This is a genomic window from Mesorhizobium sp. M0239 (assembly GCF_040321815.1).
Taxonomy (GTDB): domain Bacteria; phylum Pseudomonadota; class Alphaproteobacteria; order Rhizobiales; family Rhizobiaceae; genus Mesorhizobium.
Genome location: NZ_JAMYSG010000033.1, coordinates 1 through 26,333, shown reverse-complemented (window position 1 = coordinate 26,333; position 26,333 = coordinate 1). Strand labels below are relative to the sequence as shown.

Genomic DNA, 26,333 nt, shown 5'->3' with positions numbered 1-26,333 from the left:
TCGTTTTTGGGTCTGTTGGTGGATCTCTGGCGAGGGTGCATCATCGCACTCCGCATGACTCTGCCTTCAACCTGTGCTATGCGCCGCGCTTCCTTTCCGGCACGATGCGTGAAATCGGCCGCAAACCGCTTATATCAGTGCAACCATGACCCTTTCATTCGATCTCACCACTGACGGCGCCCGCGACGCGTTGCGTGCCCGCGCGGCACAGCCCGAAAAGCCGTCGCTGATCGGCCTGACGCGGGTCGAGCTCGCCGAGGCTCTGGTTGCATCAGGCACCGTGCCCGAGCGCCAGGCGAAAATGCGCGCCCAGCAGTTGTGGCACTGGATGTATGTGCGCGGCGTCTCCGATTTCGCCGGCATGTTCAACATCTCCAAGGATCTGCGCGCCGAGCTCGACAAGCATTTCACCGTCGCCAGGCCCGAGATCGTCGAGGAGCAGATTTCCGCCGACGGCACGCGAAAGTGGCTGTTCCGCTTTCCGCCGCGCGGCGCCGGCCGGCCGGTCGAGATCGAGACTGTCTACATTCCCGAAGAGGGTCGCGGCACGCTGTGCATCTCGTCACAGGTGGGCTGCACGCTGACCTGCTCGTTTTGCCACACCGGCACGCAGAAGCTGGTGCGCAATCTGACGGCTGAGGAGATCCTCGCCCAGCTGCTCACCGCCCGCGACCGGCTCGGCGATTTTCCCGACCGCGACACGCCCGACGGCGCCATCGTGCCGGCCGAGGGCCGCAAAGTGTCCAACGTCGTCATGATGGGCATGGGCGAACCGCTTTACAATTTCGAAGCGGTGAAGAAGGCGCTGCTGATCGCTTCCGACGGTGACGGCCTGTCCCTGTCGAAGCGGCGCATCACGCTGTCGACCTCCGGCGTCGTGCCGGAAATCTTCCGCACCGGCGAGGAGATCGGCGTCATGCTGGCGATCTCGCTGCACGCCACCAATGACGATCTGCGCGACTTGCTTGTGCCGATCAACAAGAAGTATCCGCTCAACGAGCTGATCGCCGCCTGCCGCGCCTATCCCGGCTTGTCGAACGCCAAGCGCATCACCTTCGAATATGTGATGCTGAAGGACGTCAACGATTCCATCGAGGACGCCAAGGGCCTGATCAAGCTGCTCAAGGGCATTCCGGCCAAGATCAACCTGATCCCGTTCAACCCGTGGCCGGGCACCAATTACCAGTGCTCGGACTGGGAGACGATCGAGAAATTCGCCGATTACATCAACAATGCCGGCTATGCCTCGCCGATCCGCACGCCGCGCGGCCGCGACATTCTCGCCGCCTGCGGCCAGCTCAAATCCGACTCCGAGCGCATGCGCAAGGTCGACCGGCTGGCGCTGGAAGCGATGATGATAGCGGGGCACGGCGAGGCGTGAGCCGCCCCTTCGCCTGGCTAAAACGCTTCGCCATCATGGCGGTCGGCTATGTCGCCGCGGTGCTGACCTCGATCCTGGTGCCGGTGCTGCTGATCGCTCTCCTGGAAGGCATCGAAGACGGCAACTGGTCCATCATTTTCGCTTTCGACTGGCTGGGCTCGTTCCCGCTCGCCGTCTTGACCGTAACGATCGGCGCGCTGTTGATCGTCGGCCCGGCGCTCTTTGTCGCCGAACGGTTTTCACTTCGGGGATGGTTCTACTTCGCCGCCACCGGTGCGATCACGTCCATCGCCTTTGGCGTATCCATGCCGCGCTCGGCCAGCAGCTTTGTCTTCAATCCGGGCTTTCTGGGTTTTCTCGCCACCGCCGGCATCGCCGCCGGTTCGGTCTACTGGCTTCTGGCTGGACGCAGGTCCGGCACGCGACAGAATCTGGGCCGGGATTGATGGCGCGTCTCGTCGGCTACCTCGTCCGTTTCACTGTCATCCTGTTCGGCTATGCCGTCGCCTCGCTGGCGGCGAGTGCCTTCCTCAACATCCTGTTCCTGGCATCGCTCGGCTACACGCCGGAACATGCGCACCCGACGGCGACGGCTTCCCTGTATTTCTCAATTCCCTTCGCCGCCCTGTTCGTCGCCTATTTCGCCCTGATGCCGGCCTCTGTCGTCATCCTGCTTGCCGAAATCCTGGGCCGGCGCGACTGGCTGTTCTATGCGCTGGCAGGCGCGGTGGTTGCCGGTGTTTTCCTCGGGCTTGCCGACCGCAGCGATGACACCGCCTTCATCGTCAGGGACACCAGCGCCATCATGGCCGTGATCGGCAGCGGCATGGTCGGTGGTATCTTTTACTGGCTCAGCGCCGGGCGCTGGGCCGCAAGCTGGTGGCAAGGCGAACCAGGCTCAAAAGAGGATGGCCGGACAGGATGACGGCGCCTACTTCGCCTGGGCCGTCAGGATCTTGAGGGCGAAGGCGGAGAACACGCCGGCAAACAGATAGTCGACCACCCGCGTGACGCGCGGGCTGGCCTTCATCGCCGCCGAAAACTTTTCCGCCGCCAGCACCATCGGCACCGTCACCGGCACCGACAGCACGATGAACATCAGCCCAAGGAAAAACAGCTTTCCCGGTGCGTTCGGATCATGCGCGGAGACGAACTGCGGCAGGAAGGTCATGAAGAACAGGATGATCTTCGGGTTGAGCAGATTGACGCCGAGGCCCGCCGCCCAGCTGCGCAACAGCGAAATCTCGGGGCCTGTCTTCTTCTCCGGCGAAAATGCCGAGCCCCTGGTGATTGCCTGCCAGGCCAGGAAGACGAGATAGCCGGCGCCGAAGATCTTCAGCACGAAGAAAGCCATCGGCGAGGCGACGATCAGCGCCGAGACGCCGACCACCACCAGCGTGGTGTGGATGAGCGTGCCGCACAGCGCGCCAGCCATCGAGGCAAAGCCGGTGGCACGGCCCTGGCTCAGCGTGCGCGAGACGAACAGGGTCATGTCCGGCCCCGGCGTGATCGCCAGGATGACCGTGGCGATGGCGAACTGGATCAGCGTGGTGGTGTCTGGAATGAACGACATGAGCGGCCCCAAGGGATTGCGAGGCCTATACAGGATGCGCCATGACGATGCCAGACACAGCAGCGACCCGATCTCGATCCAGCAGGCGTCCGCACGGCATTCGCTGGACGGCCGGCCGCGGCGTCCTATGCCTGCCTGCTCAGCCGCATCCTCGCCGGCTCCTCCGCGACGAGTTGATCGTTGCGGACATCGGCGTCCCCGGTGATCTGGTCGATCGGCTTGGGCCGGCCGAGGAAATAGCCTTGCGCCTCGTTGCAGCCTTCGACCTGCAGGATGGTGAGCTGGACATGCGTCTCGACGCCTTCGGCAAGCACCGGAATGTCGAGGCTGCGGCCCAGCGTCAGCACCGCCCGGATGATGGCCTTGGCCTGCGGGCTTCGCTCGACGTCAGCCATGAATGAACGGTCGAGTTTGATCTTGTCGAACGGAAACGAGCGCAGCGTATCGAGCGACGAATAGCCGGTGCCGAAATCGTCGATCGCGATGGTCACCCCCAGCGCCTTGATCTGGCGCAGGACATGCAGCGTCCGCACCTTGTCGGCGACGATCGTCGATTTGGTCAGCTCCAGCTCCAGGCGTTTCGGCGACAGCCCGGTCTCGACCAGTATCTGGTGGACGAGCTTGGCGAGATCGGCATGGGCGAACTGCACCGGCGACAGATTGACCGCGATCTTGTGGCCATTGTCCCACGAGGCCGCCTGGCGGCACGCGGTCCGCAGCACCCATTCGCCGATCGCCATGATCGAGCCGTTCTCCTCGGCAATCGGGATGAATTCGGCGGGCGGGATCATGCCGTGCACCGGATGGGTCCAGCGCAGCAGCGCCTCGTAGCCGCAGGTAGCGCCGGTCGGGACCGAGGTCTGCACCTGATAGTGAAGCGAAAGCTCGCCGCGGTCGATCGCCTGGCGAAGGTCGGTGGCCAAGGCACGGCGCGCCCGCGCCGTCTCGTCCATGGCGGATTCGTAGAAGCAGACGGCTCGCGTGACGTCGTTCTTCGCCCGGTACATGGCAAGATCGGCATTGCTGACCAGCCGCTCGCGGTCGGCCCCGTCGCGCGGATAGACGGCGACGCCGATGCTGGCGCCGGCGGCGATTTCGAAATCGTCGAGCCGCAACGGCTCGAACAGGGATTTCTCCAGCCGCGAGACCAGCCCGAGAAGGTCCTTCTGATCCTTGAAGCGCTTGATCGCGGCGAACTCGTCACCGCCGAGCCGGGCGACGAATTCGCCCTCGCCGATGAGTTTCGATAGCCTGCGGGCGACGATCTTGAGCGCCTGGTCGCCGGCCGCATGCCCCCTGAGGTCGTTGATCTCCTTGAAGCGGTCGAGATCGATGACGATGACCGCCGTCATAGTGTCCTCGCCCTCGCATGCCCGGTCGATTTCATGGTCAAGGCGGTCGTTGAAGGAGACCCGGTTGGGGAAGGCCGGTAAGGGCGTCGTTGAGGGCGAGATGCTGAAGCCGCTCGAAGCTCTCCAAACGACCACGCTCATCGATCAGATAGCTGGCGAAGCCGGTAGCCGCGACGATCAGGCCCACCACGGCGACGGCGACCGCCATTGCCACCAGAATATCGGGATTGGTGCCTGTGCTGATGAAGGACAGCGGCGTCACCGCCACCGCGGCCATAGCCGTGAAATGCAGGCCGACGATCGCCAGCACCAGCAGCCCGATGGCGAGATAGTGCGACCAGCGGTATGGCCGGCGCACGGCATGGCCGACGGCCAGGGCGGAGAACACCGCCGAGATGACCAGTGAGGCCACGACATAGGGGCCGTCCCATTCGACGATGCCGGCAACGTGATAGGCCATCATGCCGGTGTAGTGCATGGCCGAGATCGCCAGGCCGACGACGACGCCGCCCCATTCCGGGGCCAGGCGCCGGCTCTTGCCGGATGCGAGGGTGAAACCCAGCCCGGTGCCGGCGATGGCGATGACCAGGGATGCCATGATCAGGACCGGATCGAAGGTGATCGGCGCGCCGGGCTGGTAGGCTAGCATGGCGATGAAATGGGTGCACCAGATCGACGAGCCGGCGGCGACCGCGGTCAGGAACAGCCAGCCCTTCATCTGCACGCCGGTGGTTTTTCTCGAACGGTCGAAGAGGCCGATCGTCACCCAGCAGCCGGTGACGCACATCAGTGCCGCCAGCAGGACAAGCCACAGATTATGCTCCATGGCGATGCATGATATAACGCGCATCAAGAACGGCCCGAGCCCGAGGACACCCGCGACAAGGCAGGCAAGAAGCCGCCCGAAATGGTCGAGACGGCTTTGTCGCGAATGTTAGCGGCACGGCGTGAAAACTTGATTAAGTCCTTCCGGCAAATGCAGCCTTTGATTGCAGCAGGTTGTTTCCGCTGCCGGCGGCCACCGGCCATGCGCTGGACCAGAAGCCATGCATGCACGCGTGCTTGCTCGCTCTGCCGTTCCTGCTAAAAGGCGCTGCGACAATCCGTGACGCCCAGGCTGGGGCGTCCGCCATCGACGGAGTAGAAATGTCCAAGGCCAAAGACGTCAAGAAGGTCGTGCTCGCCTATTCCGGCGGTCTCGACACATCCATCATCCTGAAATGGCTGCAGACTGAACTCGGCGCCGAAGTCGTGACTTTCACCGCCGATCTCGGCCAGGGCGGCGAACTCGAGCCGGCCCGTCGCAAGGCCGAGATGATGGGCATCAAGGACATCCGCGTCGTCGACGTGCGCGAGGAATTCGTCGCCGACTTCGTCTTCCCGATGTTCCGCGCCAACACCGTCTATGAAGGCACCTATCTGCTTGGCACTTCGATCGCGCGGCCGCTGATCTCCAAGCATCTGGTCGATATAGCCCGGGAAACCGGCGCCGACGCGATCGCGCATGGCGCCACCGGCAAGGGCAACGATCAGGTTCGCTTCGAGCTTTCAGCTTACGCACTGAACCCCGATATCAAGGTCATCGCGCCGTGGCGCGACTGGACGTTCAAGTCGCGTACCGACCTGATGAATTTCGCCGAGCAGCATCAGATCCCGGTGCCGAAGGACAAGAAGGGCGACGCACCTTTCTCGGTCGACGCCAACCTCTTGCATTCGTCCTCCGAGGGCAAAGTGCTGGAAGACCCGTGGGTGGAGCCGCCGGAATTCGTTCATCAGCGCACCGTTTCGCCGATGGACGCGCCGGACAAGGTCACCGAGATCGAGATCGAGTTCCTGAAGGGTGATCCGATCGCGCTGAACGGCAAGAACCTGTCGCCGGCGACCATGCTGGCGGCACTCAACGATCTTGGCCGCGACAATGGCATCGGCCGGCTCGACCTGGTCGAGAACCGCTTCGTCGGCATGAAATCGCGCGGCGTCTACGAAACACCAGGCGGCACCATCCTGATCGCCGCCCATCGCGCCATCGAATCGATCACGCTCGACCGAGGTGCCGCCCACCTCAAGGACGAGTTCATGCCGCGCTACGCCGAGCTGATCTACAACGGCTTCTGGTTCGCGCCCGAACGGCTGATGCTGCAGGCGATGATCGACAAGAGCCAGGAAGACGTCGAAGGCACGGTGCGCCTCAAGCTCTACAAGGGCAATGTCATGGTCACCGGCCGCAAGTCGAAGAAGACGCTTTATTCGGATGCGCTGGTCACCTTCGAGGACGACCGCGGCGCCTACGACCAGAAGGACGCCGCCGGCTTCATCCGCCTCAACGCGCTGAGGCTAAGGACGCTGGCCGCGCGCAGCCGCACCAAGTAGCGCGGATGCGCGGTTTCGGTCGCTGCTTGGCGCCGCTGGTTGTTCTGGCGACGCCGGCCACCGGCCAGGAGTTCGACCCCGCCTCTCTCGACCTTCCGGCCCTGATCGAGTGCAGGGCGGACGTTCCGACCTACAACGACTTTGCCCTGTGGCTGTCCAGCGCACCAGGTGCCGTTGAAACGCTTGGCTGGAAGGAGGTTGCCTCGGGCAATCCGTTTCTCAGCCAATACGAACTGCCGGCCAAAATCCGCGTGTTCAACCGCGAGACGGGATCGATCGTGTTTACCGCAGCCGGGCCGATGGCCGTGCTCGATGGCATTGCGGCGCCAGAGCTTGCCAGGGAGCTCAATGTCATTGCCGTTTTTTCGACGCCGGAAAAATTCCTTGGCGAGAAGGTCGTTGTCCAAAGCACCGAAGAGTCGGAAGGATTGACCTTCTCCACGGGCATCAAGCTCAACGTCTCGACCGTCGAGTCGCACCCCGGCAAGACGCTGGCGGGCTGCTCCTACACGCTCGAAATCAAATGAAACCCGACATTCGCGCCGGGTTTCCGATCAAGTCAAAAATAGCCGGGGCCTTCTGCCCGGAGCATGATCCGTCAATCGCCGTCGATCGCCGTGGCAATGCGGGCGATGGCCTGCTGATAGACGCTCGCGGAATTCCAGCCGGCAATCGCGCCCATATTCGCACTCGCGCTCGCGCCCGCCCGCCAGCCATGCCCCTTGAGGAAGTTGGCGGTGGAAGCCAGCGCCGTGCTCTTGTCGCGCAGGTTTCCGCCACCGACGCCATATTTCAGGACGTTTCCGGGCAGGAACTGCGTGTGTCCGATCTCGCCATGCGCGGCCCCGACCGACGAGGCTGTCAACGCCCCGCGATCAACCAGCTTCAGGGCTGCGATGGCATGCGGGTAGAAGAACCCCGGCCGGCGGCAATCATAGGCAAGCGTCAAAATGGCAGAGACGGTGTTCTGGTTGCCCATGGCCGAACCGAAGCCGGTTTCCATACCCCAGATGGCGAGCAACACGCCCGGCGACACGCCGTAATTCGCTTCGATCTTGGAGAACAGCGCCGCATTCGACTTTTTCAGCGACCGGCCCTTGGAAATAATCGCTGCACCACCACGACGCCGCATGAAATCGTCCACCGAGCCGCTGAAGGCCTTGTGAATGCCGCGGTCGACTGAGATCGTCTTTGTCGCGTAGTTTGCCCCGGCCAGAGCGGCCAGCCCCTTGGCGCCTACACCTTCCGACCTGGCCTGCGCGGCAAAGTCCTGCTTCCAGGCGTCGAAGCCGGCGCCGGTCTTGCCGCAGCTGGCTGCCGCCTGTGCGCCCGTCGCCAGCGCAAGCACCGCCACCACGGCCGCTGCAAACATCTTTCCCTTGGCAAGAATTGCCATGTTGATCTCCTGGTTGCCTGAATCACGTCCCAATTGCGAACTTGCCAGCGAAACGCGCACTTGTCACTGTCACCGCTGCAATGCTGGCGAATGCCGTGGAATTTGCCTAGGATCAAGTGATTATTGTGGCAGGGGGGCTGCATGCAAGACGTTGATGTCGTCATCATCGGTGCCGGCTCGGCGGGTCTTGCCGCCGCCAGGAGCTTGCAGGCGGCGGGGCTTTCCTTCACGCTGCTCGAAGCGATAGACCGAATCGGCGGGCGAGCCTGGACCAGCGACCAGCATTTCGGCGTGCCTTTCGACATCGGCTGCGCCTGGCTGCATGCGGCCGACCGCAATCCCTATTTTCCCGAAGCCCAGGCGGCAGGCTGGACGTTGCATCATCACGACATGAACGTCGATCATCTCTACTACCGCGAGCGCAAGGCGAGCGAAGCGGAAGAAGCCGACATGAAGGCCGCCGACGCAAAGCTGTTCGAACTGCTGGCCAAGCATGAAGTGAAGGACGGAGATGACGATCGTCTTTCGGCGCTGTTGGCCAAAGGCCATGCACCGCGCGCCGCCGCCACCTTCGCCGGGCCGATGGATTTCGGTGCCGACGAGGACGAAATCTCGATCCTCGACTTCCAGGCCGCTGCCGATCTCGACCCGAACTACTTCAGCAAGGAGGGCCTTGGCGCGCTGGTGGCGCGTTTCGGCGCCGGCGTGCCGGTCGAACTTTCGACGCCGGTGCGCAAGATCCTGTGGGACGTGCCGGGCGTCGCCTGCGTCACCGATCGCGGCACCGTCCGCGCCAAGGCGGTGATCGTCACCGCTTCGCCGGCGGTGCTCGCCTTCGAGGAGATCGCGTTCTCGCCGGCCTTGCCAGACACGCATTTCGGCGCCTTCTTCGACCTGCCGATGGGCATGCTGACCAAATTGCCGGTCGAAATATCGGGCACCAGGCTCGGGCTGCAGCCCTTCGACGACCTGCTGATCGAACGGATGGCCAGGCACGACATCTATTTCCTGTGCTTCCCGTTCGACCTCGATCTGATGGTCGGCTTCGTCGGCGGCGATTTCGCCTGGGAAATGTCGGCGGCCGGCGAGGCGGCCGGCATCGACTTCGTCGTCGACCGGCTGTGCGGCATCTTCGGCGGCGATACGCGCAAACATGTCGGACGCGCCATGATGACCAATTGGGGCGGCGAGCGCTTCGTACGCGGTGCCTATGCCGCCGCTCGCCCCGGCCGTTCACTGGCGCGCGCCGCACTCATGCAGCCGGTGGCCGACAAGATCTTCTTCGCCGGCGAGCACCTGGCCGGTCCACTGATGCAGACCTGCGGCGGCGCACGGCTGTCGGGCGAAGCGGTGGCAAGACAGGTTGTCACCCAGCTTGCGGCGAGGACATGATCCGAACCGAAGGACGGAACCAACGACAGGTGGAACCTGGTCTTCGCTTTGCGAAACCTCGTTCTGCAGAGATTATGTTCCAACAAGTTCGACAAAATGCGGAACGCCGCGCGGCTGTTCGCGTTGGGCACGGGCCGCCGTGAACATCTATGTCACCTCCGGTGAATTGAGACCGACATGAAACTCTTCGACTGCCCCCATTGCGGCCATCGCATCTATTTCGAGAACGCCAAGTGCCTGAACTGCGGGAACCCGGTGCTCTACGATCCCGAGCACGCGCGCTTTGCGCTGGCGGGCGTCGACGGCGTCTTCCAGTGCACCAACGCCGACGAATGCGCCTGCAACTGGATGGCGGAACCGGGTCACGCTTTTTGCCGCGCCTGCGTGCTGAACCAGCTGATCCCGGATCTCTCCGTCGACGGCAACCGCCGCCGCTGGATCCGTGTCGAAGCGGCGAAGAAGCGCGCCATCTACTCGCTGCTGGCCTTCGGGCTGCCGGTAGTCCCCAAGCAGACTCCTGCCGACGAGGTCGGCCTGGCCTTCGACTTCCTCGCCGATCCGATCGGCGGCGGCCCTGGTGGCGAGCGGATCCTCACCGGCCACGACAATGGTTTGATCACGCTCAATGTCGCCGAGGCGGATTCGGCCGAGCGCGAGAAGCGGCGCGTCGAGATGGGCGAGAACTACCGCACCTTGCTCGGCCATTTCCGCCATGAGCTCGGGCACTATTACTGGGACCGCCTCATCCGCGACGATCCGCACAGGCTCGAAGCTTTCCGCGCACTGTTCGGCGATGACCGCGCCGATTACGAACAAGCGCTGAAGGCCTATTATGCCGATGGTGCGCCGCCCGACTGGCAGCAGGGCCACATCTCGGCCTATGCGACCTCGCATCCTTGGGAGGACTGGGCCGAGACCTGGGCTCACCACCTGCATATCACCGATACGCTGGAAATGGTGCACGCACTGAACTTTCCACTCGGCCGGCTGGAGACGGTGGAGGCCAACGACTTGCCGCGCGGCGACACCGGCGGCGAATTGCAGGCGGCACCCTCGGAGCCGGCGGCCGCGCCGGAGCCTTTCGAAAAGATCCTTGCCCGCTGGCTGGTGCTGTCGGAGGCCTCCAATTCGATCAACCGCTGCATGGGTCTGCCCGACCTCTACCCCTTTGTCATTTCGGACGTCACGGCGCGGAAATTGGAATTCGTTCACGAACTTCTGACCGATTTGCCGAAAGAACACGGAACAAATCGTGAGTTGGCGCAGGCGCTTTAGCGGGAACGCATGAGCTGCTGCCCCGTTTTCGCTGCCGAGGGACCATGAAAACGGAGAGAAACCATGAAATCCCTATTGTTTCCTGCGGTAGCCGGAATGCTGACCGTGATGTCGGGCGCCGCGTTTGCCGATACCGCCGTCTCAGCCGTCACCGATCTTAACGTGCGCGCCGGGCCTGGCCCGCAATATCCTGTGATCGGCGTGCTCGCCGCCGGTCAGTCGGCAACGCTCAATGGCTGCATCGAAAACAGCAAATGGTGCACCATAGCCGAGGCCGGCGGCCAGGGCTGGGTCTATTCCGACTATGTGACGGCCGATATAGGCGGCAGCCGGGTGGTGCTGACGGAACGGCGCTCTAGCGTTGCTGTCGTCTCGCCGCCGGAGGACATCGGCAACTACTCGACCGATTATACCGGCGCGATCATCGCCAGCGATCCGGTCGTGGATGACTTCCCTTCGCCCCCGGCTGAAGTCCGCACCTATGTCGACACGCATCGCCTCGATCCCATCTATCTCGAAGGCGAAGTGGTGACCGGCGCGACCCTGCCCGACACCGTCGAGCTGCGCGAGATTCCGGACTACAATTACCGCTATGTCTATGTGAACGGCCAGCGGGCGCTGATCGATCCGCAGACCCGACGCATCATGTACGTCGTTCGCTGACGACAAGCGGCACAAGCGGCCGCAGCGACAGCAGCGGCCGCCAGCAGGCGGCGCTGCCGCGCGGCGCTCTCCTGCGCCGACTTTGCTCTGGCTTAGTCTTTGCGGAAAACCATTCCGATTTTCCCGGCCATCGGTTAGTCAACAGGCGATGACTTTGGGAAGGGAGCCCGCGTGACCATCGATCCGGCCGCCTTCGAGCGTTACAGGCATTCGCCGAACTCCAGGACGACCTTACCGCGCCTGTTGCTCGGAACGGGGATCGTGGTCCTTTTTTGGGCAGCAACCACCGTGGCCGTGCTGGTCGGCGGCACCTATGCCTTCATCGCCTGGCAGGCGACCCCATCATCCGGCATTCAGGGCTTCCTCGCTTCGCCCCTCGGCATCCTCACCGCGCTCGTCTCGTTTGCCGGCATCTGGATCGGCCTGTGGGTCGCGATGCGCTGGGTGCATGGCGAGAAGCTGTCGGCGCTGCTCGGCAACAGCCGACGAGTTTCATGGCCCGGCTTCCTCAAAGGGCTGATCGCGGTGCTGATCACGTCGTTCATATCCGAAATCCTGCTCTATCTGCTGCAGCCGCAGATCACGCGTGGCCCGATCAGCCTGTCATCCTGGCTGGTGTTTGCGATCCCGATCGCCGCGCTTACCTTGGTGCAGACCTCTTCGGAAGAGCTGCTGTTTCGCGGCTACCTGCTGCGCGGTCTCGCCAGCCGGTTCACGAGCCCATTCGTCTGGGCCCTGCTGCCGGCCCTGCTGTTCACCTCGCTGCATTGGAGTGCGAGTTCGTCACCAGCCATCAATGCTTGCGTGCTGGCGTCGATCGCCGCTTTCGCGCTGCTGCTGACACTTGTCGTCTACGCAACCGGCAATCTCGGCGCCGCCTTGGGTGCTCATCTCGGCAACAACCTGACCGGGTTTCTCTTGATCTCGCATCAGGAAAGCTACAATTCCTTCGCCCTGTTCAATGCCAGGCCGCTCGAAGGACCGGGCTGGGCGACGTCGGATGCGGTTCTCATCGCCTTCATCGGCATCGCCTGCAGCCTGCTGACCATCGTGCTGCTTCTACATCCGCGTTCGCCGCTCAGGGTTGCCGCCGAATTTCCGGACCGGGCGAGCACGGCCTGATTGCAGGCCGGGAACGACGCAATCCGGTCTTTGTCTTGACTCCGTGTCCGATTTCCTGTCTACACGCCCCGAATTCCGCGACGAGTATCCCTCCGAGCAAGCCGACCAGGACGCCGAAGCCTCTTTGAGGTGAAGTGCTGTAAATCGATCCTGGAGGCCAACACCCGGCAGCGCTGAGCGCCCCCGGGTGCTTTTTGGTTTTGGCTTTTGGTTGGACACTGGGCGCGAACGCATTACCTCTCGGGCATCATCCGGATGCCAGGGAAAAGGAAAACGAATGTTTGAATCGCTACAGGAACGTCTTGGTTCGATCCTGAACGGCCTGACCGGCCGCGGAGCCCTGTCGGAGGCTGATGTCTCGGCGGCGCTGCGCGAGGTGCGCCGGGCGCTGCTCGAAGCAGACGTGGCGCTGGAAGTGGTGCGCTCCTTCACCGACAAGGTGCGCGAGAAGGCCGTCGGCGCTGCCGTGGTCAAGTCTATCAAGCCCGGCCAGATGGTCGTCAAGATCGTCCATGACGAACTGGTCGACATGCTCGGCGCCGAAGGCGTCGCCATCGATCTCAATGCCCCGGCGCCGGTCGTCATCATGATGGTCGGCCTGCAGGGTTCCGGCAAGACGACCACTTCGGCCAAGATCGCCAAGCGTCTTTCCGAGCGTCAGAACAAGAAGGTCCTGATGGCCTCGCTCGACACGCGGCGCCCCGCTGCGCAGGAGCAGCTGCGCCAGCTCGGCGAACAGGTCAAGGTCGCCACGCTGCCGATCATCGACGGCCAGTCGCCGGTCGACATCGCCCGCCGCGCCGTGCAGGCGGCCAAGCTCGGCGGCCACGACATCGTCATCCTCGACACCGCCGGCCGCACCCATATCGACGAGCCGCTGATGGTCGAGATGGCCGACATCAAGAAGGTGTCGAGCCCGCACGAAATCCTGCTGGTCGCCGATTCGCTGACCGGCCAGGACGCCGTCAACCTGGCCAAGAGCTTCGACGAGCGCGTCGGCATCACCGGCCTCGTCCTGACCCGCATGGACGGCGACGGCCGCGGTGGTGCTGCACTCTCCATGCGCGCCGTCACCGGCAAGCCGATCAAGCTGATCGGCACTGGCGAAAAGATGGACGGGCTGGAGGAATTCCACCCCAAGCGCATCGCCGACCGCATCCTCGGCATGGGCGACATTGTCTCGCTCGTCGAAAAGGCCGCCGAGAACATCGACGCCGAACAGGCGGCGGCGATGGCCAAGAAGATGCAGTCGGGCAAGTTCGACCTGAACGATCTCGCCGGCCAGCTTCAGCAGATGTCGAAGATGGGCGGCATGGGCGGCATCATGGGCATGATGCCCGGCATGGGCAAGATGAAGGACCAGATGGCCGCCGCCGGTCTCGACGACAAGATGTTCGGCCGCCAGCTCGCCATCATCTCGTCGATGACCAAGGCCGAGCGCGCCAATCCCGATTTGCTCAAGCATTCGCGCAAGAAGCGCATCGCCGCCGGTTCCGGCACCGACGCGGCCGAAATCAACAAGCTGCTCAAGATGCATCGCGGCATGGCCGACATGATGAAGGCGATGGGCGGCAAGGGCAAAGGCGGCGGCCTGATGCGCGGCATGATGGGCGGCCTCGCCTCCAAGATGGGCCTCGGCGGCATGATGCCCGGCGGCCCCGGGGGCATGGGTGGCGGCATGATGGGCGGCGGCATGCCGGACCTGTCGAAGATGGACCCTAAGCAGCTCGAAGCCTTGCAGAAGCAGGCACAGGCAGCCGGCCTTGGCGGCGGCATGAAAGGCCTTCCCGGCGGCGGTGGCCTGCCCAGCGGCGTGCCAGGTCTGCCCGGCGGCATGAAACTCCCCGGGCTTCCCGGCCTCGGCGGTGGCGGGCTGCCCGGCCTTGGCAAGAAGAAGTGAGGACGCCATGAACGAAGAGAAGGACATGGCCGACGCCCGCGCTCTCCTGGCCGATTACCGCGCCTCGATCGATAACATCGACGCGGCCCTCATCCACATGCTGGCCGAGCGCTTCCGCTGCACCAAGGCGGTCGGTGTGCTGAAGGCGACGCATGGCCTGCCCCCGGCCGACCCGGCACGCGAGCAGCAGCAGATCGCCCGGCTTCGCCAGCTGGCGAAGGATGCCCATCTCGACCCGGATTTCGCGGAAAAATTCCTCAACTTCGTCGTCCGCGAAGTGATCCGCCACCACGAACAGATCGCCGCTTCCAACGGCGTGATGAAAGCCGGCTGAGAAACCAGCCACCAACCGATCAACCAAATCAGCCTTTTTAGGAGAAAATAAATGCCCTTGAAGATCCGACTGGCCCGTGCGGGCTCGAAGAAGCGTCCTTACTACCACGTCGTCATTGCCGACGCCCGTTCGCCGCGTGACGGCCGGTTCATCGAATCGATCGGCTCGTGGAACCCGCTGCTGCCCAAGGACGGCGAACGCGTCAAGGTCGACGCCGACCGCGTCAAGCATTGGCTGGCGCATGGCGCCCAGCCGACCGACCGCGTGCTGCGCTTCCTCGACGAAGCCGGCCTCGTCAAGCGCGACGCCCGCTCCAACCCGAAGAAGGCCGAGCCGGGCAAGAAGGCGCAGGAACGTGCTTCGCTCTTGAAGAAGGCGCAGGAAGACGCCGCTGCCGCGGCTGCGGCCGCCGCAGCAGCACCGGCCGAGGCGGAAGCCGCCACCGCCGAATAAGTATTGCCCTATCGCATCCAGGAAAACGGCGGGCCAAGGCCCGCCGTTTTGCTGTCCGGTTCTGTCTGTAAGAGCTGCCTATCAATAACCGCTCGGGCAGCGGTCGATGTAGACGCGGCCCCGCCGATCGCGATAGCGGCATTCGCCGCTCTCGCTTGCCCGGCCGATCAGCGCACCGGCAACGGCGCCGACGGCGCCACCGACGACGGCGCCTTCAACCGGATCGCCAGCGACCGCCGCACCGACGGCAGCGCCACCGAGGCCGCCAACGGCCGCGCCTTTTTCCGTTTGCGAACAAGCGGCGAGCGGCACCAGAAGCGCCATCAAAAGCATCGTTTTCTTCATCGTCGTTCCTCTCCGATAGGAGCCGCCTCCGCCGCCAAGCGAATCTCTAACTCGCAACTCGGCGATTCGATCCCTAAGACATTGCCCGGCAAAGGGTTCCAGGCTTCGAGTTGAAAGCGATGCTTCGAGCGGATCTATCGGCTGAACGGGATCAGCGCGCGGACCCTGGCATCGCGCAGATACAGGCCACCCCACAGGATAATGCCGAGATAGACGCCGAACAGAATGTGCGAGAGCAGCGGGTTATCGACGCGGACATTGGTGGCGATGGCGCCGCCCATATAGGCGGTGAGCAGGATGGCGCCGAGCACCGCGCTGCGCGGCAAGGCGTAGAGCGCGGTCGAGATCAGGCCGATGACGCCAAGCATGCGCGCGACATTGGCATCGGCCGGCCAGCCGAGCGGCACCATCGTCTGGGTGACGACATCGAGCGGCGGCAGCTTGATGACGCCGTCGAAGATCATGAACAGCACGATGACGCCGCTGAGCACGCGGCCGGTCCACAAAGCGCCCGGCGAGACGGGCGCGGTTTCGGAAATGCTCATGGTGGTCCCTCCTGATGGTCGAGCCCTTTCGCAGGGGTCGACCCAAGGACGTGGCATGGGGCCGCGATCCGACAGCGGGGCGGATTCTTTTAAACCCGCGCGCCTTCGCCTACGAAAAATAGAACTTTTCCGCCGGGATCATCTTCGGCGGCGTTTCGCCCAGCGCCTCGAATACCGAGATCTCGCAGACGCGGCAGAGACCGTCGAGGGCGAGGTCGTTGGCCTCGGTGCCGAACGGATCCTCGAGCTCTTCCGAAAGCGCGTCGAGGCCGAAGAAGGTGTAGGCGATCAGCGCCGTGAACAGCGGCGTTGCCCAGCCGGCGGTCGAGATCAGGCCGATCGGCAGCAGCAGGCAGACGATATAGGCCGTGCGATGCACCAACAGCGTGTAGGCGAACGGCAAGGGCGTGCCGGCGATCCGCTCGCAGCCAGCCTGGATGGCGGCGATCGACGCGAGCCTCTCATCGAGGATACGAAAGCCGATCGTGTCGACGTCGCCCGCCCGGCGCTGGGCATTGGCACGCCGGCCCATGCGCCTGACCATCTCATCCGCCGGATTGGAAAAGGCTGCTGCCTTGTCCGCCTCGGCGTCGATGAAGGCACGGGCATCCTTCATGCTGTCGATCTTGCGCAACTGCCCGCGCAGGAAATGACAGAAGGCGAGCGCTTCCATCAGCAAGGCGCGCTGTTCGGTCTGGTCCGGTATGAGGCTGGTGGTGGCGCGTGCCAGGTTGCGCATTTCGAAGACCAGCGCGCCCCACAGCTTGCGCGCCTCCCACCAACGGTCGTAGGCGGCGTTGTTGCGGAACGAGAGATAGATCGACAATGTCACGCCGACCAGGCCGAAAGGCGTGATGTTGAAGACGCTGAAATCAAGCTGGAACCGGCGCGCCACGGCCAGGATGATCGCGGAATAAAGCGCGAAGCCCAATATCTGCGGCAGGATGCGTGGCACGACCGAACCGCGCATGATGAAGAACAGCTGTAGGAATGTGGGGCGCGGGCGAACGATCATCGAAGGCCTTTCACGGACCGCCATCGGCCCTCACCTCCTTTATTGTGCGATGCGACAGCTCTGCAAGCCCAGCCGCCAGCGACACCGCCATGTCGTCCTTGCAGGCTATCGGCACCCGACGGGCGTGGATATTGAGGAGTTGCGGGCTGCGGCCCACCACTTCAGTCGAGAGAAGAGAAAAATGACCGGCGAGACCGATCTGAAGACACTGCTGGCATCGATGACGCCGGAGCTGCTGGCATGCACCTATGTCTTCGCCACGCTGGCGCCTGGCGTCGTTCAGCCGGAAGGCCTCGAGCCGGTGATGGTGTTTCGTGAGCGCGGGGGCATGACGCTGATCGTAGACGAGGAGAAGGCCATCGCTGCGGCACTGACCGCGTCATTCCGCTGCCGGATGGTCACGCTCAACATCCATTCGTCGCTGGAAGCCGTCGGCTTTCTCGCCGCCATCACCACGCGCCTCGCCGCCGCCGGCATGGGCGTGAACCCGGTTTCGGCCTTCTACCACGACCATCTGTTCGTGCCGGTCGACCGGGCGGAGGAGGCGCTGGGGCTGTTGAACCAGCTGGCCAGGGAGAACAGAGCGTAGCGCATCGGCCAGAGCTGCCGATCTCCCCCTCGTGGGGAGATCGGCATCCATCAATGCCTTCGCTAACCTTCAGCACCCGGCCGAAGGCCGAGCCCGCGACTGCGGGCCGCCGGTCGTCCGGCGCCCCCGCGGAGGGCCCGCCGCGGCAGCGGCGATACGGCCCGTGAGCGAAAACTAAGCCGCCTTCTTCTTCGGCTGGATCAGTCCACGCTCGACCAGCAGCTCGGCGATCTGCACCGCGTTGAGTGCGGCGCCCTTGCGCAGATTGTCGGAGACGATCCACATCGACAGGCCGTTGTCGATGGTCGAATCCTCGCGGATGCGCGAGATGAAGGTGGCGTCTTCGCCGGCCGATTCCAGCGGCGTAATGTAGCCGCCGTCCTCGCGCTTGTCCAAGACCTGGCAGCCTGGGGCTTCACGCAGGATATCGCGCGCCTCGTCGGCGGTGATCGGCTTTTCGAACTCGATGTTGACCGCTTCCGAATGGCCGATGAACACCGGCACGCGCACGCAGGTCGCCGTCAGCTTGATCTTGGGGTCGAGCATCTTCTTGGTCTCGGCGACCATCTTCCACTCTTCCTTGGTGGAGCCGTCATCAAGGAAGACATCGATGTGCGGGATGACGTTGAAGGCGATGCGCTTGGTGAACTTCTTGACCTCGACGCCATCGGCGACGAAGACCGCGCGGGTCTGGGTAAAGAGTTCGTCCATACCTTCCTTGCCGGCGCCCGACACCGACTGGTAGGTGGCGACAACGACACGCTTGATGGTGGCGAAGTCATGCAGCGGCTTCAATGCCACTACCAGCTGCGCCGTCGAGCAATTCGGATTGGCGATGATGTTCTTGCGCGTGAACAGCGAGATCGCGTCCGGGTTCACTTCCGGCACGATCAACGGCACGTCCTGATCGTAGCGGAAGGCCGACGAATTATCGATGACGACGCAGCCCTGCTTGCCGATCTTCGGCGACCATTCCTTGGAGACGCTGCCGCCAGCCGACATGATGCAGATGTCGGTGTCGGAAAAATCATACTGGTCGAGCGTCTTCACCTTCAGCGTGCGGTCGCCGAACGACACTTCCGTGCCCTGGCTGCGCCGCGACGCCAGCGCCACGACTTCGCTTACCGGAAAGCCGCGCTCTTCCAGTATGTTGAGCATTTCCCGGCCCACATTGCCCGTGGCGCCGACGATCGCTACCTTGAAACTCATCGAAAAATCTCCTGTCCCTCTCCGCTTGGTTTTTGGAGAAACCCGCTGGCCGATGCGGGTTCCGTCCCCCGGGCCGAACCCGGGAGAGGGTGGTTAGGCCAAGGGAGTCACACCGTTTTGGTGGTGGTTTTGGTAGTTTTTTTGGCCAAGAATGGGGTTTTGCTGGAACGAGGGGACGCGCCGACGCGCCCGGCCCAATGATGTGCATTGAGGCTGGGGGCATCGAATGCAAGAAGAGCCATCAAAAGGCCGCGCATCGAAAAAACGATCCCGTTCAAAGCGGGCTTTTACGCGGTTTGCGTCAAGAGTCAATTGCGATGAGCGTCCTGTTGCCCTGTACAATCGCGGCGGCACGAAGTACGAACGGCATGACCATCCGGCTCATGGAGCGTCCCGACGCCCGCCGAAGACAGGCCCATTGCTGGGCATATAAGAATCCGAATTCCGAAAGAGTAAGATGTCCAACTTCGATGCACTCGTTCCCGCGCTGGCAAGGGCGCTGGAAAAACGCGGCTATTCCGAGCTGACGCCCGTCCAGAAGGCGGTTGTGGCGCCGGAACTCGGCGAGGCCGATGCGCTGGTTTCGGCGCAGACCGGCTCCGGCAAGACGGTGGCCTTCGGCCTCGCTCTGGCGCCGACCCTGCTTGAGGGCGCGGAGCGCTTCGGCCACGCCGCCGCACCGCTGGCGCTGGCGGTGGCGCCGACGCGCGAACTCGCCTTGCAGGTGACGCGCGAGCTGGAATGGCTCTACGAGTTGACCGGCGCAACCGTGGCTTCCTGCGTCGGCGGCATGGACATGCGCTCGGAGCGGCGTGTGCTGGAGCGCGGCGCCCATATCGTCGTCGGCACGCCCGGCCGGCTGCGCGACCACATCACCCGGCGCTCGCTCGACATGTCGGCGCTGAAGGCGGTGGTGCTCGACGAGGCCGACGAGATGCTCGATCTGGGCTTTCGCGAAGACCTCGAATTCATCCTCGACGCCGCTCCTGCCGAACGCCGGACGCTGATGTTCTCGGCCACGGTGCCGCGCTCGATCGCCACGCTCGCGCAGGGCTATCAGCGCGATGCGGTGCGCATCTCGGCCGCCGGCGAGGAGAAGCAGCATCTCGACATCGAATACCGGGCGCTGAGCGTCGCCCAGCCCGACCGGGAAAACGCCATCATCAACGTTCTGCGCTATTACGAAGCCAAGAACGCGCTGGTGTTCTGCAACACGCGTGCCGCCGTCAATCATCTGACCGCGCGCTTCAACAACCGCAACTTCTCCGTCGTCGCCCTCTCCGGCGAGCTCAGCCAGAACGAGCGCAGCCATGCGCTGCAGGCAATGCGCGACGGCCGCGCAAAAGTCTGCATCGCCACCGATGTCGCGGCGCGCGGCATCGACCTGCCCAACCTCGAACTGGTCATCCACGCCGATTTGCCGACCAACCCCGAAACGCTGCTGCACCGCAGCGGCCGCACCGGCCGCGCCGGACGCAAGGGCGTCAGCGCGCTGATCGTGCCCAACAGCGCCCGCAAGCGCACCGAGCGGCTGCTGCAGAACGCCGGCCTCAAGGCGACATGGGCGAGCCCGCCCTCGGCCGACGACGTGATGCGGCGCGACGACGAGCGCATCCTGGCCGATCCGGTTTTCGACGAGCCGGTGAAGGAAGACGAGCGCGGTTTCATCGACGCGCTGCTCGCAAGACATGGCGCCGAGCAAGTGGCTGCCGCCTTCGTGCGCCAGTGCCGCGCCAGCCGCTCGGCGCCCGAGGACCTCATGGAGATCGCGCCCTTCACGCCGTCGCGTGAAAGACCGGCAGGCGAAGGTTTCGCGCGCCGCGACGAGGCGCCCAGCCGCCGCGACGATTTCGGTGACAGCGTCTGGTTCTCGCTGTCGATCGGGCGCCGGCAAAATGCCGAGCCGCGCTGGCTCATCCCAATGCTGTGCCGCATCGGCAGCATCTCGAAGCGCGAGATCGGCGCCATCAAGATGCAGCCGGAAGAGACCTACGTGCAGATATCAGCCGACTGGGCCGACCGCTTCCTGGCCGCGATCGGTCCCGATCGCAAGCTGCAAGGCAACATCCTGGTGAAGCGGCTCGAGGGCACGCCCGATCTGTCGCGCGCCGGCTACCAGCCGCCAAGCCCCGACAAGAAGCCGCATCGCGGCAAGGCGCCGTTCGACCCCAACGCGCCGAAGCGCAAATTCGAAAAACGTGCACCAGCAGCAGTCGATCAGCGCCCGGCCACCGCGCATGAGGCAAAGCCATGGGCGAAGAAGCCGGGCAAGCCGAAATTCGACACCACCGGCGCGCCCAAGCACAAGAAGGCGAAGAAGCGGCCCACCTAGAGCATTTCACCGTTTCACGGAAACGGCGATCTGCTCTAACTCTTTGTTTTGACGCAATTCTAGACGGAAAACCGCTTCACACTTTTCCTAGAATTGCTCTAGGACTTCGGCCGGAGCGACGCGCTTGCCTGCAGGCCAGCCTTGATGGCAGCCCAGCTGGCCGATGCCGCCGTCGGGCGATGCTGCTTTGCGATGCGTTCCGTCAGCGACGAGCGCCAGTCCGGGTCTTCCGCCATCCTGCGGATTGCAGCGTACCAGCCGGCCTGGTCATTGGAATCGACCACCGGCATCAGCCCGCCGCTCGCCTCGATCAACGCCGGCGCTGTCGAGACGATGACGGGAACGCCGAAATCGAGACATTCCGAGGCGCCGTAGCCCCAGCCCTCGATATGCGAGGGAAAGACGCCAAAGGAAGCGCTGCGATAATATCGGATGAGCTCCTCATCGCTGATCGCTCCGGTGAACGTAACCCGCTCAAGCAATCTCGGATGGGCCTTGAGATAGGCGCGCAGCGGATCGATCATCCAGCCCCAGCGCCCGGCGCAGACGAGCCGCGGCAGCGTGACGCCCTCGTCGAGCGCCTGCTGCCATATCCGTGCCAGCAGGATGTGGTTCTTGCGCACTTCGATGGTCGAGCAATAGAGCACGAACGGCTCGTCGGCCTCGATGCGCGAAGTCTCGCCCATGCGCGAAGCCGTTTCGTACAGGATGGACGGCATCGGAAACCGATATACCACCGGCTGCGTGACGCCTGCCTGTTGCATATGATCGGTCAGCGTCGCACCAACTTCGTCGGATGCACAAAATGCCGGCGCGCCGGAACGCACGAGGTGCTCGAGATATGACCCGTAGCGAGCCTCGCCAGGGCTCATACCAACCATGTCGGGGCGCAGTGTCGGGATGAGGTCGTGGCAAAGAAACGCAAGGCCACCGGCGCGCCCGGAGACGGCGGCTCGGTCGTCCCCGGTCAGAATGTGATGGCTGATCAGGACAAAGCCGCGTTCAGTCTCGTCCGGTTGGCTTGGAACCTGACGCGGGGCCGACCGGGTCCGCGCCCGCTGGTACAGCCGATAGGCCCGGATCAGCAGCCTGGTCGCCTGATAGGCAATCCCTTTGCGGCCATGGGTCACCGTCTTTGCGAGATGGCGGTCGGCGTCGCGCTTGCCCCATGGCTGCTGCCTCACCGCTTCGAGGGCCTGCGACATCGCCGTGCGTCTCCCAGGCCATCGTTTGAGGCGCCAGGGTGAAATCTCGCCCGTCGCGACATGGTCCTGCTCGAAAGGAGCGAGGGGGCGAAACCGGCCTTCCCACGGTCGGAACGCCACCACCTCTACGCAAGGGTCGGGATCGGCCAGGGCTGCGCTGACGAGAAAGCTTTCCACCCGCGGGATGCCGACAAGTCCCTGGCCGGACGGCCAGAACGTTAGGCCGGTGGCGTCGATGGCCAGCCTGGGAGGTCTTTCCACTCCATCTTCAATCACGGTTTTACTGTCAGGACTCTCGACTGTCATGTTCTGCTTCTGCCGAAGGCGGTTGCACTCGATGCCTTATGCTTCATTTGCCGCGAAGAGGGTAGCTATGCTGGCTTGCCCATCGGCTCGGGCCTGTGCAACCTTCGGCTGGACGTGGCGAGCGGGGGGGGTGGCAAATGCGGGGCGAAGTGCTTCACTATGACGAGGACCAAGGCTTTGGCTTCATATCCGGGGCCGACGGCAACCGTTACACCTTCACCCGCGAGAACCTGCGCCGGCAGACCGCCATGCCCAAAGGCACGGCCGTCGAGTTCCAGCCGGGTGGCGGCCAGGCGCGCGACGTCTTTTCGATCGCTGCTCCGACCGCTACTTCGGCCACTGACGCCGGCACGAACCCCGCACCGACTCAAGCCGGCAGCAAGGCCGCGGCAACCCCGCCCCCGGCACAGCATTTCGGCCGCTCCTCCGAGCCGGCCGAACCCAGCGATCTCTGGGGCTATTTCTGGCGCGGCGTGACGCAGAACTACTTCAATTTCGCCGGCCGCGCCCGCCGCAAGGAATATTGGGGCTACTGCCTGTTCTGGACGGTTTGCCTGCTGATCATCGGCGGCATCGGCCTGTACACCGATATGGATATGGGCGGTTTCGACAGTGATATTTCGGGCGCGATAACGGTCGGGCTGTGCGGCACGTTCCTGCTGGCGACACTGCTCCCTAGCCTCGGCATGATCGTGCGCCGGCTCCACGACATCGGCCTGTCAGGCTGGCTCAGCCTGCTGATCCTGATCCCGACCATCGGCAGCCTGATCATCCTGGTCTTCGCGCTGATCCCGACGCAGGCCCGGGAAAACCAGTGGGGGCCGGTGCCGGCGGGTGTCAGGATTTAGCCGCCACGTGTATTGCAATCACAAACAACCCTGGGTAGTATTTGCGCAACGCGGGGGAGAAACATGCGTGGCACGATATTCCACTACGATCAGGATCAGGACTACGGCTACATCGACGGAATCGACAGCAAGCGTTATATCTTTGCCCGTGACGATGTGAGCCATGAAGTGACCCTCGCCAGGGGCACCCTTGTCGAGTTTCAACCGGATGACGGTACGGCGCACGATATAGTCGCCGTCACCCCGACAGCGCCATCGCCAAGCACGGGCCAGCCACGCCGTTCGGCCGAGAGCAGGCCCGCCTATTCCATGGGTCTGTGGGCTTACTTCTGGCGCGCGATAATTGCGGACTATAGCAATTTCAAAGGTCGCGCCCGCCGCAAGGAATTCTGGGCCTTCTGGCTATTCTACACCCTCGGGATATTGGCGCTTCTAGGCTTCGGAATACTCGTTGACCTAGCGTTCAATGGCTTCAAAACCAATGCGGACAGGACGACGATGAGGGCCATAGGGCTCATACCCTTCCTGGTTTTCTTTTCGGGATTGATCCTGCCGTCGATTGCCCTCGTCGTGCGGCGTGTGCATGACGCGGGTCTGAGCGGCTGGTTTGCACTGCTGGGCTTCATCACTCCCATTGGCAGCATTGCCTTGCTGGTCTTCGGACTTCTGCCGTCCCAGGTGGGCGAAAATCCTTGGGGACCAGTGCCGGCAGGCGTCAGGATCTAGCCGCTTTTCAACGCCTCACCCGAAAGCCTGAGAAAGACCTTCTGGCCGTGGCGCTCGGCGCCAAGCCGGCCGTAAAAACGCAGCGCGCCCTCGTTCCAGTCCTCGGTGGTCAGGTCGATGCGGCCGATGCCTTCGCGCAGGCAATGATCGGCGAGAAAGCCGATCAGCGCCCGGCCGACGCCGGCGTTGCGGGCTTTGTCGCGCACGAACAGGTCCTTGAGGAACAGCAGCCGCTCGAGATCGATACCGGGGTGCGCGATCGCCACCGACGCCAGGCCGCTGACCTCGCCGTCGACGAAGGCAAGCGCGAAATGCAGATAGGCCGGGCTTTCCTCGCCAAGCCATTTTCGTGCGGCAGACACGGCCCGGCCGGCATCGAGAGGTGGCTGCCGGTAGTGAACCGCCATCTCGCACAATATGGCCGCGAGCGCCGTCGCGTCCTCGATCGTCGCCCAGCGGACGTCGACCGTCACGATATCAGCCCAGGAATTTGGCGATGATCGCGTCGCCCATCTCGACCGTACCGACCTCGGTCATGCCATCGGACATGATGTCTTTCGTCCGCAGGCCCGCGTCGAGCACAGCGGCGATCGCGCTTTCGACGCGGTCGGCTTCCTCGACCATGCCGAAGGAATAGCGCAGGCACATGGCGAAGGACGCGATCATGGCGATCGGGTTGGCGATGCCCTTGCCGGCGATGTCGGGGGCCGAGCCGTGCACCGGCTCGTACAGCGCCTTGCGCTTCTTGGTCTTCACGTCAGGCGCGCCGAGCGAGGCCGACGGCAGCATGCCGATCGAGCCGGTCAGCATGGCGGCGATGTCGGACAGCATGTCGCCGAACAGATTGTCGGTGACGATGACGTCGAACTGCTTTGGCCAGCGCACCAGCTGCATGCCGCCGGCATCGGCCAGCATGTGGTCGAGCTTGACGTCGGAATAGCGCGCCTTGTGGGTCTGGGTGACGACCTCGTTCCACAGCACGCCCGACTTCATCACATTGCGCTTTTCCATCGAAGTGACGTGGTTCTTGCGCGTGCGTGCCAGTTCGAAGGCGACGCCCGAAATGCGCTCGATCTCGAACGTGTCGTAGACCTGCGTGTCGATGCCGCGCTTCTGGCCGTTGCCGAGATCGATGATCTGCTTCGGCTCGCCGAAATAGACGCCGCCGGTCAGCTCGCGCACGATGAGGATGTCTAGACCCTCGACCACCTCCTGCTTGAGCGAGGAGGACGCCGCCAGCGCCGGATAGCAGATGGCCGGGCGCAGATTGGCGAACAGCTCCATGTCCTTGCGCAGGCGCAGCAGGCCGGCCTCAGGGCGCACCTCGTAGGGCACCGCATCCCATTTCGGACCGCCGACGGCGCCGAACAGCACCGCGTCGGCCGCCATCGCCTTTTCCATGTCGGCATCGGAGATCGCCGCGCCATGCGCGTCATAGGCGCAGCCGCCGACCAGCCCCTCATCGGTGGCAAAACCGCTGCCGAGCTTGTCGTTCATGACCGCGATCAGTTTCTTGACCTCGGCCATGGCCTCCGGACCGATGCCGTCGCCGGGGAGCAGGAAAAGATGCTTCGTTGCCATGGAGAACCGTCCCAGAAAGAATTTGAACCGGCGCTTTGCTAAACGCCAAGTGAGTTGCATGCAAGGGGAGGAAAAACACTGCGGCGCAGAACAGGCGCAGCTATGCCGCATGCCGCCGCGCCAGGCTTCTCAGAACCTGGGTTCCTCGCCCCCGCCGAAGGCGGGGGAGAGGTGGGGGGGGGGGGGGGGGGGGGCGGGCGGGGGGGGGGTGTGGGGGCGGCGACGCGGCCGGAGAGGGGGCTTTCGTAGGGCGCTGGCTTAGCCCGCGGCAATCGCTGGTCTGGCTACCGTAGCGCCAGTCCCCCTCTCCGACCGCGTCGCGGGCCCCATTGATCAACACGAGAGAGATTTCGTGGGATTAGAGCGATTGAGCCAAGGTCCGGGCGGCCGCCCGGACCTTGGCTTGGCGAAGTCGCCCGTA

25 protein-coding genes and 1 pseudogene are annotated in these 26,333 nt (G+C 64.0%); 16 read left to right on the top strand and 10 right to left on the bottom strand.

The window, feature by feature from the left end; genetic code table 11:
* Window positions 1–145 precede the first annotated feature (145 nt).
* Genes rlmN through NKI99_RS27795 form a run of 3 tightly spaced genes read left to right on the top strand, consistent with a single transcriptional unit; the run spans window position 146 to window position 2,306 of the window.
* The gene (gene rlmN, locus NKI99_RS27805; RefSeq protein ID WP_023811317.1) at window positions 146–1,381 is read left to right on the top strand and encodes a dual-specificity RNA methyltransferase RlmN; all 1,236 of its coding nucleotides are present in this window, start codon (window positions 146–148) and stop codon (window positions 1,379–1,381) included.
* Window positions 1,378–1,827, top strand: a complete 450-nt coding sequence (locus NKI99_RS27800) for a hypothetical protein (protein ID WP_023811318.1) — start codon at window positions 1,378–1,380, stop codon at window positions 1,825–1,827. The genes rlmN and NKI99_RS27800 overlap by 4 nt, the downstream gene beginning before the upstream one ends.
* Window positions 1,827–2,306, top strand: a complete 480-nt coding sequence (locus tag NKI99_RS27795; RefSeq protein WP_352612829.1) for a hypothetical protein — start codon at window positions 1,827–1,829, stop codon at window positions 2,304–2,306. The genes NKI99_RS27800 and NKI99_RS27795 overlap by 1 nt, the downstream gene beginning before the upstream one ends.
* Before the next feature lie 6 nt (window positions 2,307–2,312).
* Here the strand turns inward: NKI99_RS27795 and NKI99_RS27790 are convergent, their stop codons facing one another.
* Window positions 2,313–2,954 carry a LysE family translocator gene (locus tag NKI99_RS27790; RefSeq protein ID WP_127296353.1) on the bottom strand — a complete coding sequence of 214 codons (642 nt, stop codon included), beginning with the start codon at window positions 2,952–2,954 and terminating at the stop codon, window positions 2,313–2,315.
* A gap of 125 nt (window positions 2,955–3,079) precedes the next feature.
* Window positions 3,080–5,156: pseudogene (locus NKI99_RS27785) on the bottom strand (putative bifunctional diguanylate cyclase/phosphodiesterase).
* Window positions 5,157–5,452: 296 nt separating this feature from the next.
* Here NKI99_RS27785 and NKI99_RS27775 point away from each other — a divergent pair.
* Window positions 5,453–6,676, top strand: a complete 1,224-nt coding sequence (locus NKI99_RS27775) for an argininosuccinate synthase (RefSeq protein ID WP_352612825.1) — start codon at window positions 5,453–5,455, stop codon at window positions 6,674–6,676.
* Between the two features lie 5 nt (window positions 6,677–6,681).
* Window positions 6,682–7,203, top strand: a complete 522-nt coding sequence (locus NKI99_RS27770) for a hypothetical protein (RefSeq protein ID WP_352612824.1) — start codon at window positions 6,682–6,684, stop codon at window positions 7,201–7,203.
* Between the two features lie 71 nt (window positions 7,204–7,274).
* Here NKI99_RS27770 and NKI99_RS27765 read toward each other — a convergent pair whose 3' ends face one another.
* The gene (locus NKI99_RS27765; protein ID WP_128304286.1) at window positions 7,275–8,072 is read right to left on the bottom strand and encodes a lytic murein transglycosylase; all 798 of its coding nucleotides are present in this window, start codon (window positions 8,070–8,072) and stop codon (window positions 7,275–7,277) included.
* A gap of 141 nt (window positions 8,073–8,213) precedes the next feature.
* Here NKI99_RS27765 and NKI99_RS27760 point away from each other — a divergent pair, with 141 nt between their 5' ends.
* The 7 genes from NKI99_RS27760 (at window position 8,214) to rpsP (ending at window position 15,211) form a co-directional block, all read left to right on the top strand.
* Window positions 8,214–9,464, top strand: coding sequence for a flavin monoamine oxidase family protein (locus tag NKI99_RS27760; RefSeq protein ID WP_352555592.1), 1,251 nt, complete (start codon window positions 8,214–8,216; stop codon window positions 9,462–9,464).
* A gap of 177 nt (window positions 9,465–9,641) precedes the next feature.
* On the top strand, window positions 9,642–10,739 hold the full coding sequence (locus tag NKI99_RS27755) for a zinc-binding metallopeptidase family protein (RefSeq protein ID WP_128304288.1): 1,098 nt from the start codon (window positions 9,642–9,644) through the stop codon (window positions 10,737–10,739).
* Window positions 10,740–10,802: 63 nt separating this feature from the next.
* Window positions 10,803–11,402 (top strand): DUF1236 domain-containing protein, encoded by a 600-nt coding sequence (locus tag NKI99_RS27750; protein WP_023811326.1) that lies wholly within the window; start codon window positions 10,803–10,805, stop codon window positions 11,400–11,402.
* Between the two features lie 171 nt (window positions 11,403–11,573).
* Window positions 11,574–12,524: a CPBP family intramembrane glutamic endopeptidase gene (locus NKI99_RS27745; protein ID WP_352612822.1), complete on the top strand. Its 951-nt coding sequence runs from the start codon at window positions 11,574–11,576 to the stop codon at window positions 12,522–12,524.
* Window positions 12,525–12,801: 277 nt separating this feature from the next.
* Entirely contained in the window at window positions 12,802–14,424 is a 1,623-nt protein-coding gene (gene ffh, locus NKI99_RS27740) for a signal recognition particle protein (RefSeq protein ID WP_128304290.1), read from the top strand.
* A 7-nt stretch (window positions 14,425–14,431) separates the two neighbouring features.
* The gene (locus NKI99_RS27735) at window positions 14,432–14,758 is read left to right on the top strand and encodes a chorismate mutase (RefSeq protein WP_023811329.1); all 327 of its coding nucleotides are present in this window, start codon (window positions 14,432–14,434) and stop codon (window positions 14,756–14,758) included.
* A gap of 51 nt (window positions 14,759–14,809) precedes the next feature.
* Window positions 14,810–15,211 (top strand): 30S ribosomal protein S16, encoded by a 402-nt coding sequence (gene rpsP, locus NKI99_RS27730; RefSeq protein WP_023811330.1) that lies wholly within the window; start codon window positions 14,810–14,812, stop codon window positions 15,209–15,211.
* Between the two features lie 81 nt (window positions 15,212–15,292).
* On the opposite strand, the gene NKI99_RS27725 is transcribed toward rpsP, so the two are convergent.
* The 3 genes from NKI99_RS27725 to NKI99_RS27715 form a co-directional block, all read right to left on the bottom strand.
* Complete coding sequence (locus NKI99_RS27725) at window positions 15,293–15,556, bottom strand: YMGG-like glycine zipper-containing protein (RefSeq protein ID WP_023811331.1); 264 nt, start codon at window positions 15,554–15,556, stop codon at window positions 15,293–15,295.
* A 134-nt stretch (window positions 15,557–15,690) separates the two neighbouring features.
* Complete coding sequence (locus NKI99_RS27720; RefSeq protein ID WP_128304291.1) at window positions 15,691–16,101, bottom strand: DoxX family protein; 411 nt, start codon at window positions 16,099–16,101, stop codon at window positions 15,691–15,693.
* 109 nt (window positions 16,102–16,210) lie between these two features.
* Complete coding sequence (locus NKI99_RS27715; RefSeq protein WP_352612821.1) at window positions 16,211–17,140, bottom strand: bestrophin family protein; 930 nt, start codon at window positions 17,138–17,140, stop codon at window positions 16,211–16,213.
* A gap of 157 nt (window positions 17,141–17,297) precedes the next feature.
* Here NKI99_RS27715 and NKI99_RS27710 point away from each other — a divergent pair, with 157 nt between their 5' ends.
* Window positions 17,298–17,705: an ACT domain-containing protein gene (locus NKI99_RS27710; RefSeq protein ID WP_128304292.1), complete on the top strand. Its 408-nt coding sequence runs from the start codon at window positions 17,298–17,300 to the stop codon at window positions 17,703–17,705.
* Between the two features lie 174 nt (window positions 17,706–17,879).
* On the opposite strand, the gene NKI99_RS27705 is transcribed toward NKI99_RS27710, so the two are convergent.
* Window positions 17,880–18,914: an aspartate-semialdehyde dehydrogenase gene (locus tag NKI99_RS27705; protein WP_023814446.1), complete on the bottom strand. Its 1,035-nt coding sequence runs from the start codon at window positions 18,912–18,914 to the stop codon at window positions 17,880–17,882.
* A 457-nt stretch (window positions 18,915–19,371) separates the two neighbouring features.
* Between NKI99_RS27705 and NKI99_RS27700 the strand changes: the two genes are divergently transcribed.
* Window positions 19,372–21,246: a DEAD/DEAH box helicase gene (locus NKI99_RS27700; protein WP_128304293.1), complete on the top strand. Its 1,875-nt coding sequence runs from the start codon at window positions 19,372–19,374 to the stop codon at window positions 21,244–21,246.
* A gap of 98 nt (window positions 21,247–21,344) precedes the next feature.
* On the opposite strand, the gene NKI99_RS27695 is transcribed toward NKI99_RS27700, so the two are convergent.
* A complete protein-coding gene (locus tag NKI99_RS27695; RefSeq protein ID WP_352442591.1) occupies window positions 21,345–22,712 on the bottom strand; it encodes a glycosyltransferase in 1,368 nt (455 codons plus the stop codon).
* Window positions 22,713–22,894: 182 nt separating this feature from the next.
* On the opposite strand from NKI99_RS27695, the gene NKI99_RS27690 reads away from it, so the two are divergent.
* Window positions 22,895–23,605 carry a DUF805 domain-containing protein gene (locus tag NKI99_RS27690; protein WP_128304295.1) on the top strand — a complete coding sequence of 237 codons (711 nt, stop codon included), beginning with the start codon at window positions 22,895–22,897 and terminating at the stop codon, window positions 23,603–23,605.
* Window positions 23,606–23,668: 63 nt separating this feature from the next.
* Window positions 23,669–24,331, top strand: a complete 663-nt coding sequence (locus NKI99_RS27685) for a DUF805 domain-containing protein (RefSeq protein WP_023814442.1) — start codon at window positions 23,669–23,671, stop codon at window positions 24,329–24,331.
* On the opposite strand, the gene NKI99_RS27680 is transcribed toward NKI99_RS27685, so the two are convergent.
* Together NKI99_RS27680 and leuB are read right to left on the bottom strand one after the other, a co-directional pair.
* A complete protein-coding gene (locus NKI99_RS27680; protein WP_023814441.1) occupies window positions 24,328–24,804 on the bottom strand; it encodes a GNAT family N-acetyltransferase in 477 nt (158 codons plus the stop codon). The two genes, NKI99_RS27685 and NKI99_RS27680, sit on opposite strands and share 4 nt — an antisense overlap.
* A gap of 4 nt (window positions 24,805–24,808) precedes the next feature.
* Window positions 24,809–25,912: a 3-isopropylmalate dehydrogenase gene (gene leuB, locus NKI99_RS27675; protein WP_023814440.1), complete on the bottom strand. Its 1,104-nt coding sequence runs from the start codon at window positions 25,910–25,912 to the stop codon at window positions 24,809–24,811.
* Window positions 25,913–26,333 lie beyond the last annotated feature (421 nt).

Coding starts and splice junctions, on each gene's coding strand:
- NKI99_RS27720 (WP_128304291.1), bottom strand. CDS start 16,101: ATGAGCATTTCCGAAACCGCGCCCGTCTCGCCGGGCGCTTTGTGGACC.
- NKI99_RS27705 (WP_023814446.1), bottom strand. CDS start 18,914: ATGAGTTTCAAGGTAGCGATCGTCGGCGCCACGGGCAATGTGGGCCGG.
- NKI99_RS27710 (WP_128304292.1), top strand. CDS start 17,298: ATGACCGGCGAGACCGATCTGAAGACACTGCTGGCATCGATGACGCCG.
- NKI99_RS27775 (WP_352612825.1), top strand. CDS start 5,453: ATGTCCAAGGCCAAAGACGTCAAGAAGGTCGTGCTCGCCTATTCCGGC.
- NKI99_RS27690 (WP_128304295.1), top strand. CDS start 22,895: ATGCGGGGCGAAGTGCTTCACTATGACGAGGACCAAGGCTTTGGCTTC.
- NKI99_RS27700 (WP_128304293.1), top strand. CDS start 19,372: ATGTCCAACTTCGATGCACTCGTTCCCGCGCTGGCAAGGGCGCTGGAA.
- NKI99_RS27750 (WP_023811326.1), top strand. CDS start 10,803: ATGAAATCCCTATTGTTTCCTGCGGTAGCCGGAATGCTGACCGTGATG.
- NKI99_RS27795 (WP_352612829.1), top strand. CDS start 1,827: ATGGCGCGTCTCGTCGGCTACCTCGTCCGTTTCACTGTCATCCTGTTC.
- NKI99_RS27755 (WP_128304288.1), top strand. CDS start 9,642: ATGAAACTCTTCGACTGCCCCCATTGCGGCCATCGCATCTATTTCGAG.
- leuB (WP_023814440.1), bottom strand. CDS start 25,912: ATGGCAACGAAGCATCTTTTCCTGCTCCCCGGCGACGGCATCGGTCCG.
- ffh (WP_128304290.1), top strand. CDS start 12,802: ATGTTTGAATCGCTACAGGAACGTCTTGGTTCGATCCTGAACGGCCTG.
- NKI99_RS27790 (WP_127296353.1), bottom strand. CDS start 2,954: ATGTCGTTCATTCCAGACACCACCACGCTGATCCAGTTCGCCATCGCC.
- NKI99_RS27725 (WP_023811331.1), bottom strand. CDS start 15,556: ATGAAGAAAACGATGCTTTTGATGGCGCTTCTGGTGCCGCTCGCCGCT.
- NKI99_RS27735 (WP_023811329.1), top strand. CDS start 14,432: ATGAACGAAGAGAAGGACATGGCCGACGCCCGCGCTCTCCTGGCCGAT.
- NKI99_RS27765 (WP_128304286.1), bottom strand. CDS start 8,072: ATGGCAATTCTTGCCAAGGGAAAGATGTTTGCAGCGGCCGTGGTGGCG.
- NKI99_RS27685 (WP_023814442.1), top strand. CDS start 23,669: ATGCGTGGCACGATATTCCACTACGATCAGGATCAGGACTACGGCTAC.
- rlmN (WP_023811317.1), top strand. CDS start 146: ATGACCCTTTCATTCGATCTCACCACTGACGGCGCCCGCGACGCGTTG.
- NKI99_RS27770 (WP_352612824.1), top strand. CDS start 6,682: ATGCGCGGTTTCGGTCGCTGCTTGGCGCCGCTGGTTGTTCTGGCGACG.
- rpsP (WP_023811330.1), top strand. CDS start 14,810: ATGCCCTTGAAGATCCGACTGGCCCGTGCGGGCTCGAAGAAGCGTCCT.
- NKI99_RS27715 (WP_352612821.1), bottom strand. CDS start 17,140: ATGGCGGTCCGTGAAAGGCCTTCGATGATCGTTCGCCCGCGCCCCACA.
- NKI99_RS27760 (WP_352555592.1), top strand. CDS start 8,214: ATGCAAGACGTTGATGTCGTCATCATCGGTGCCGGCTCGGCGGGTCTT.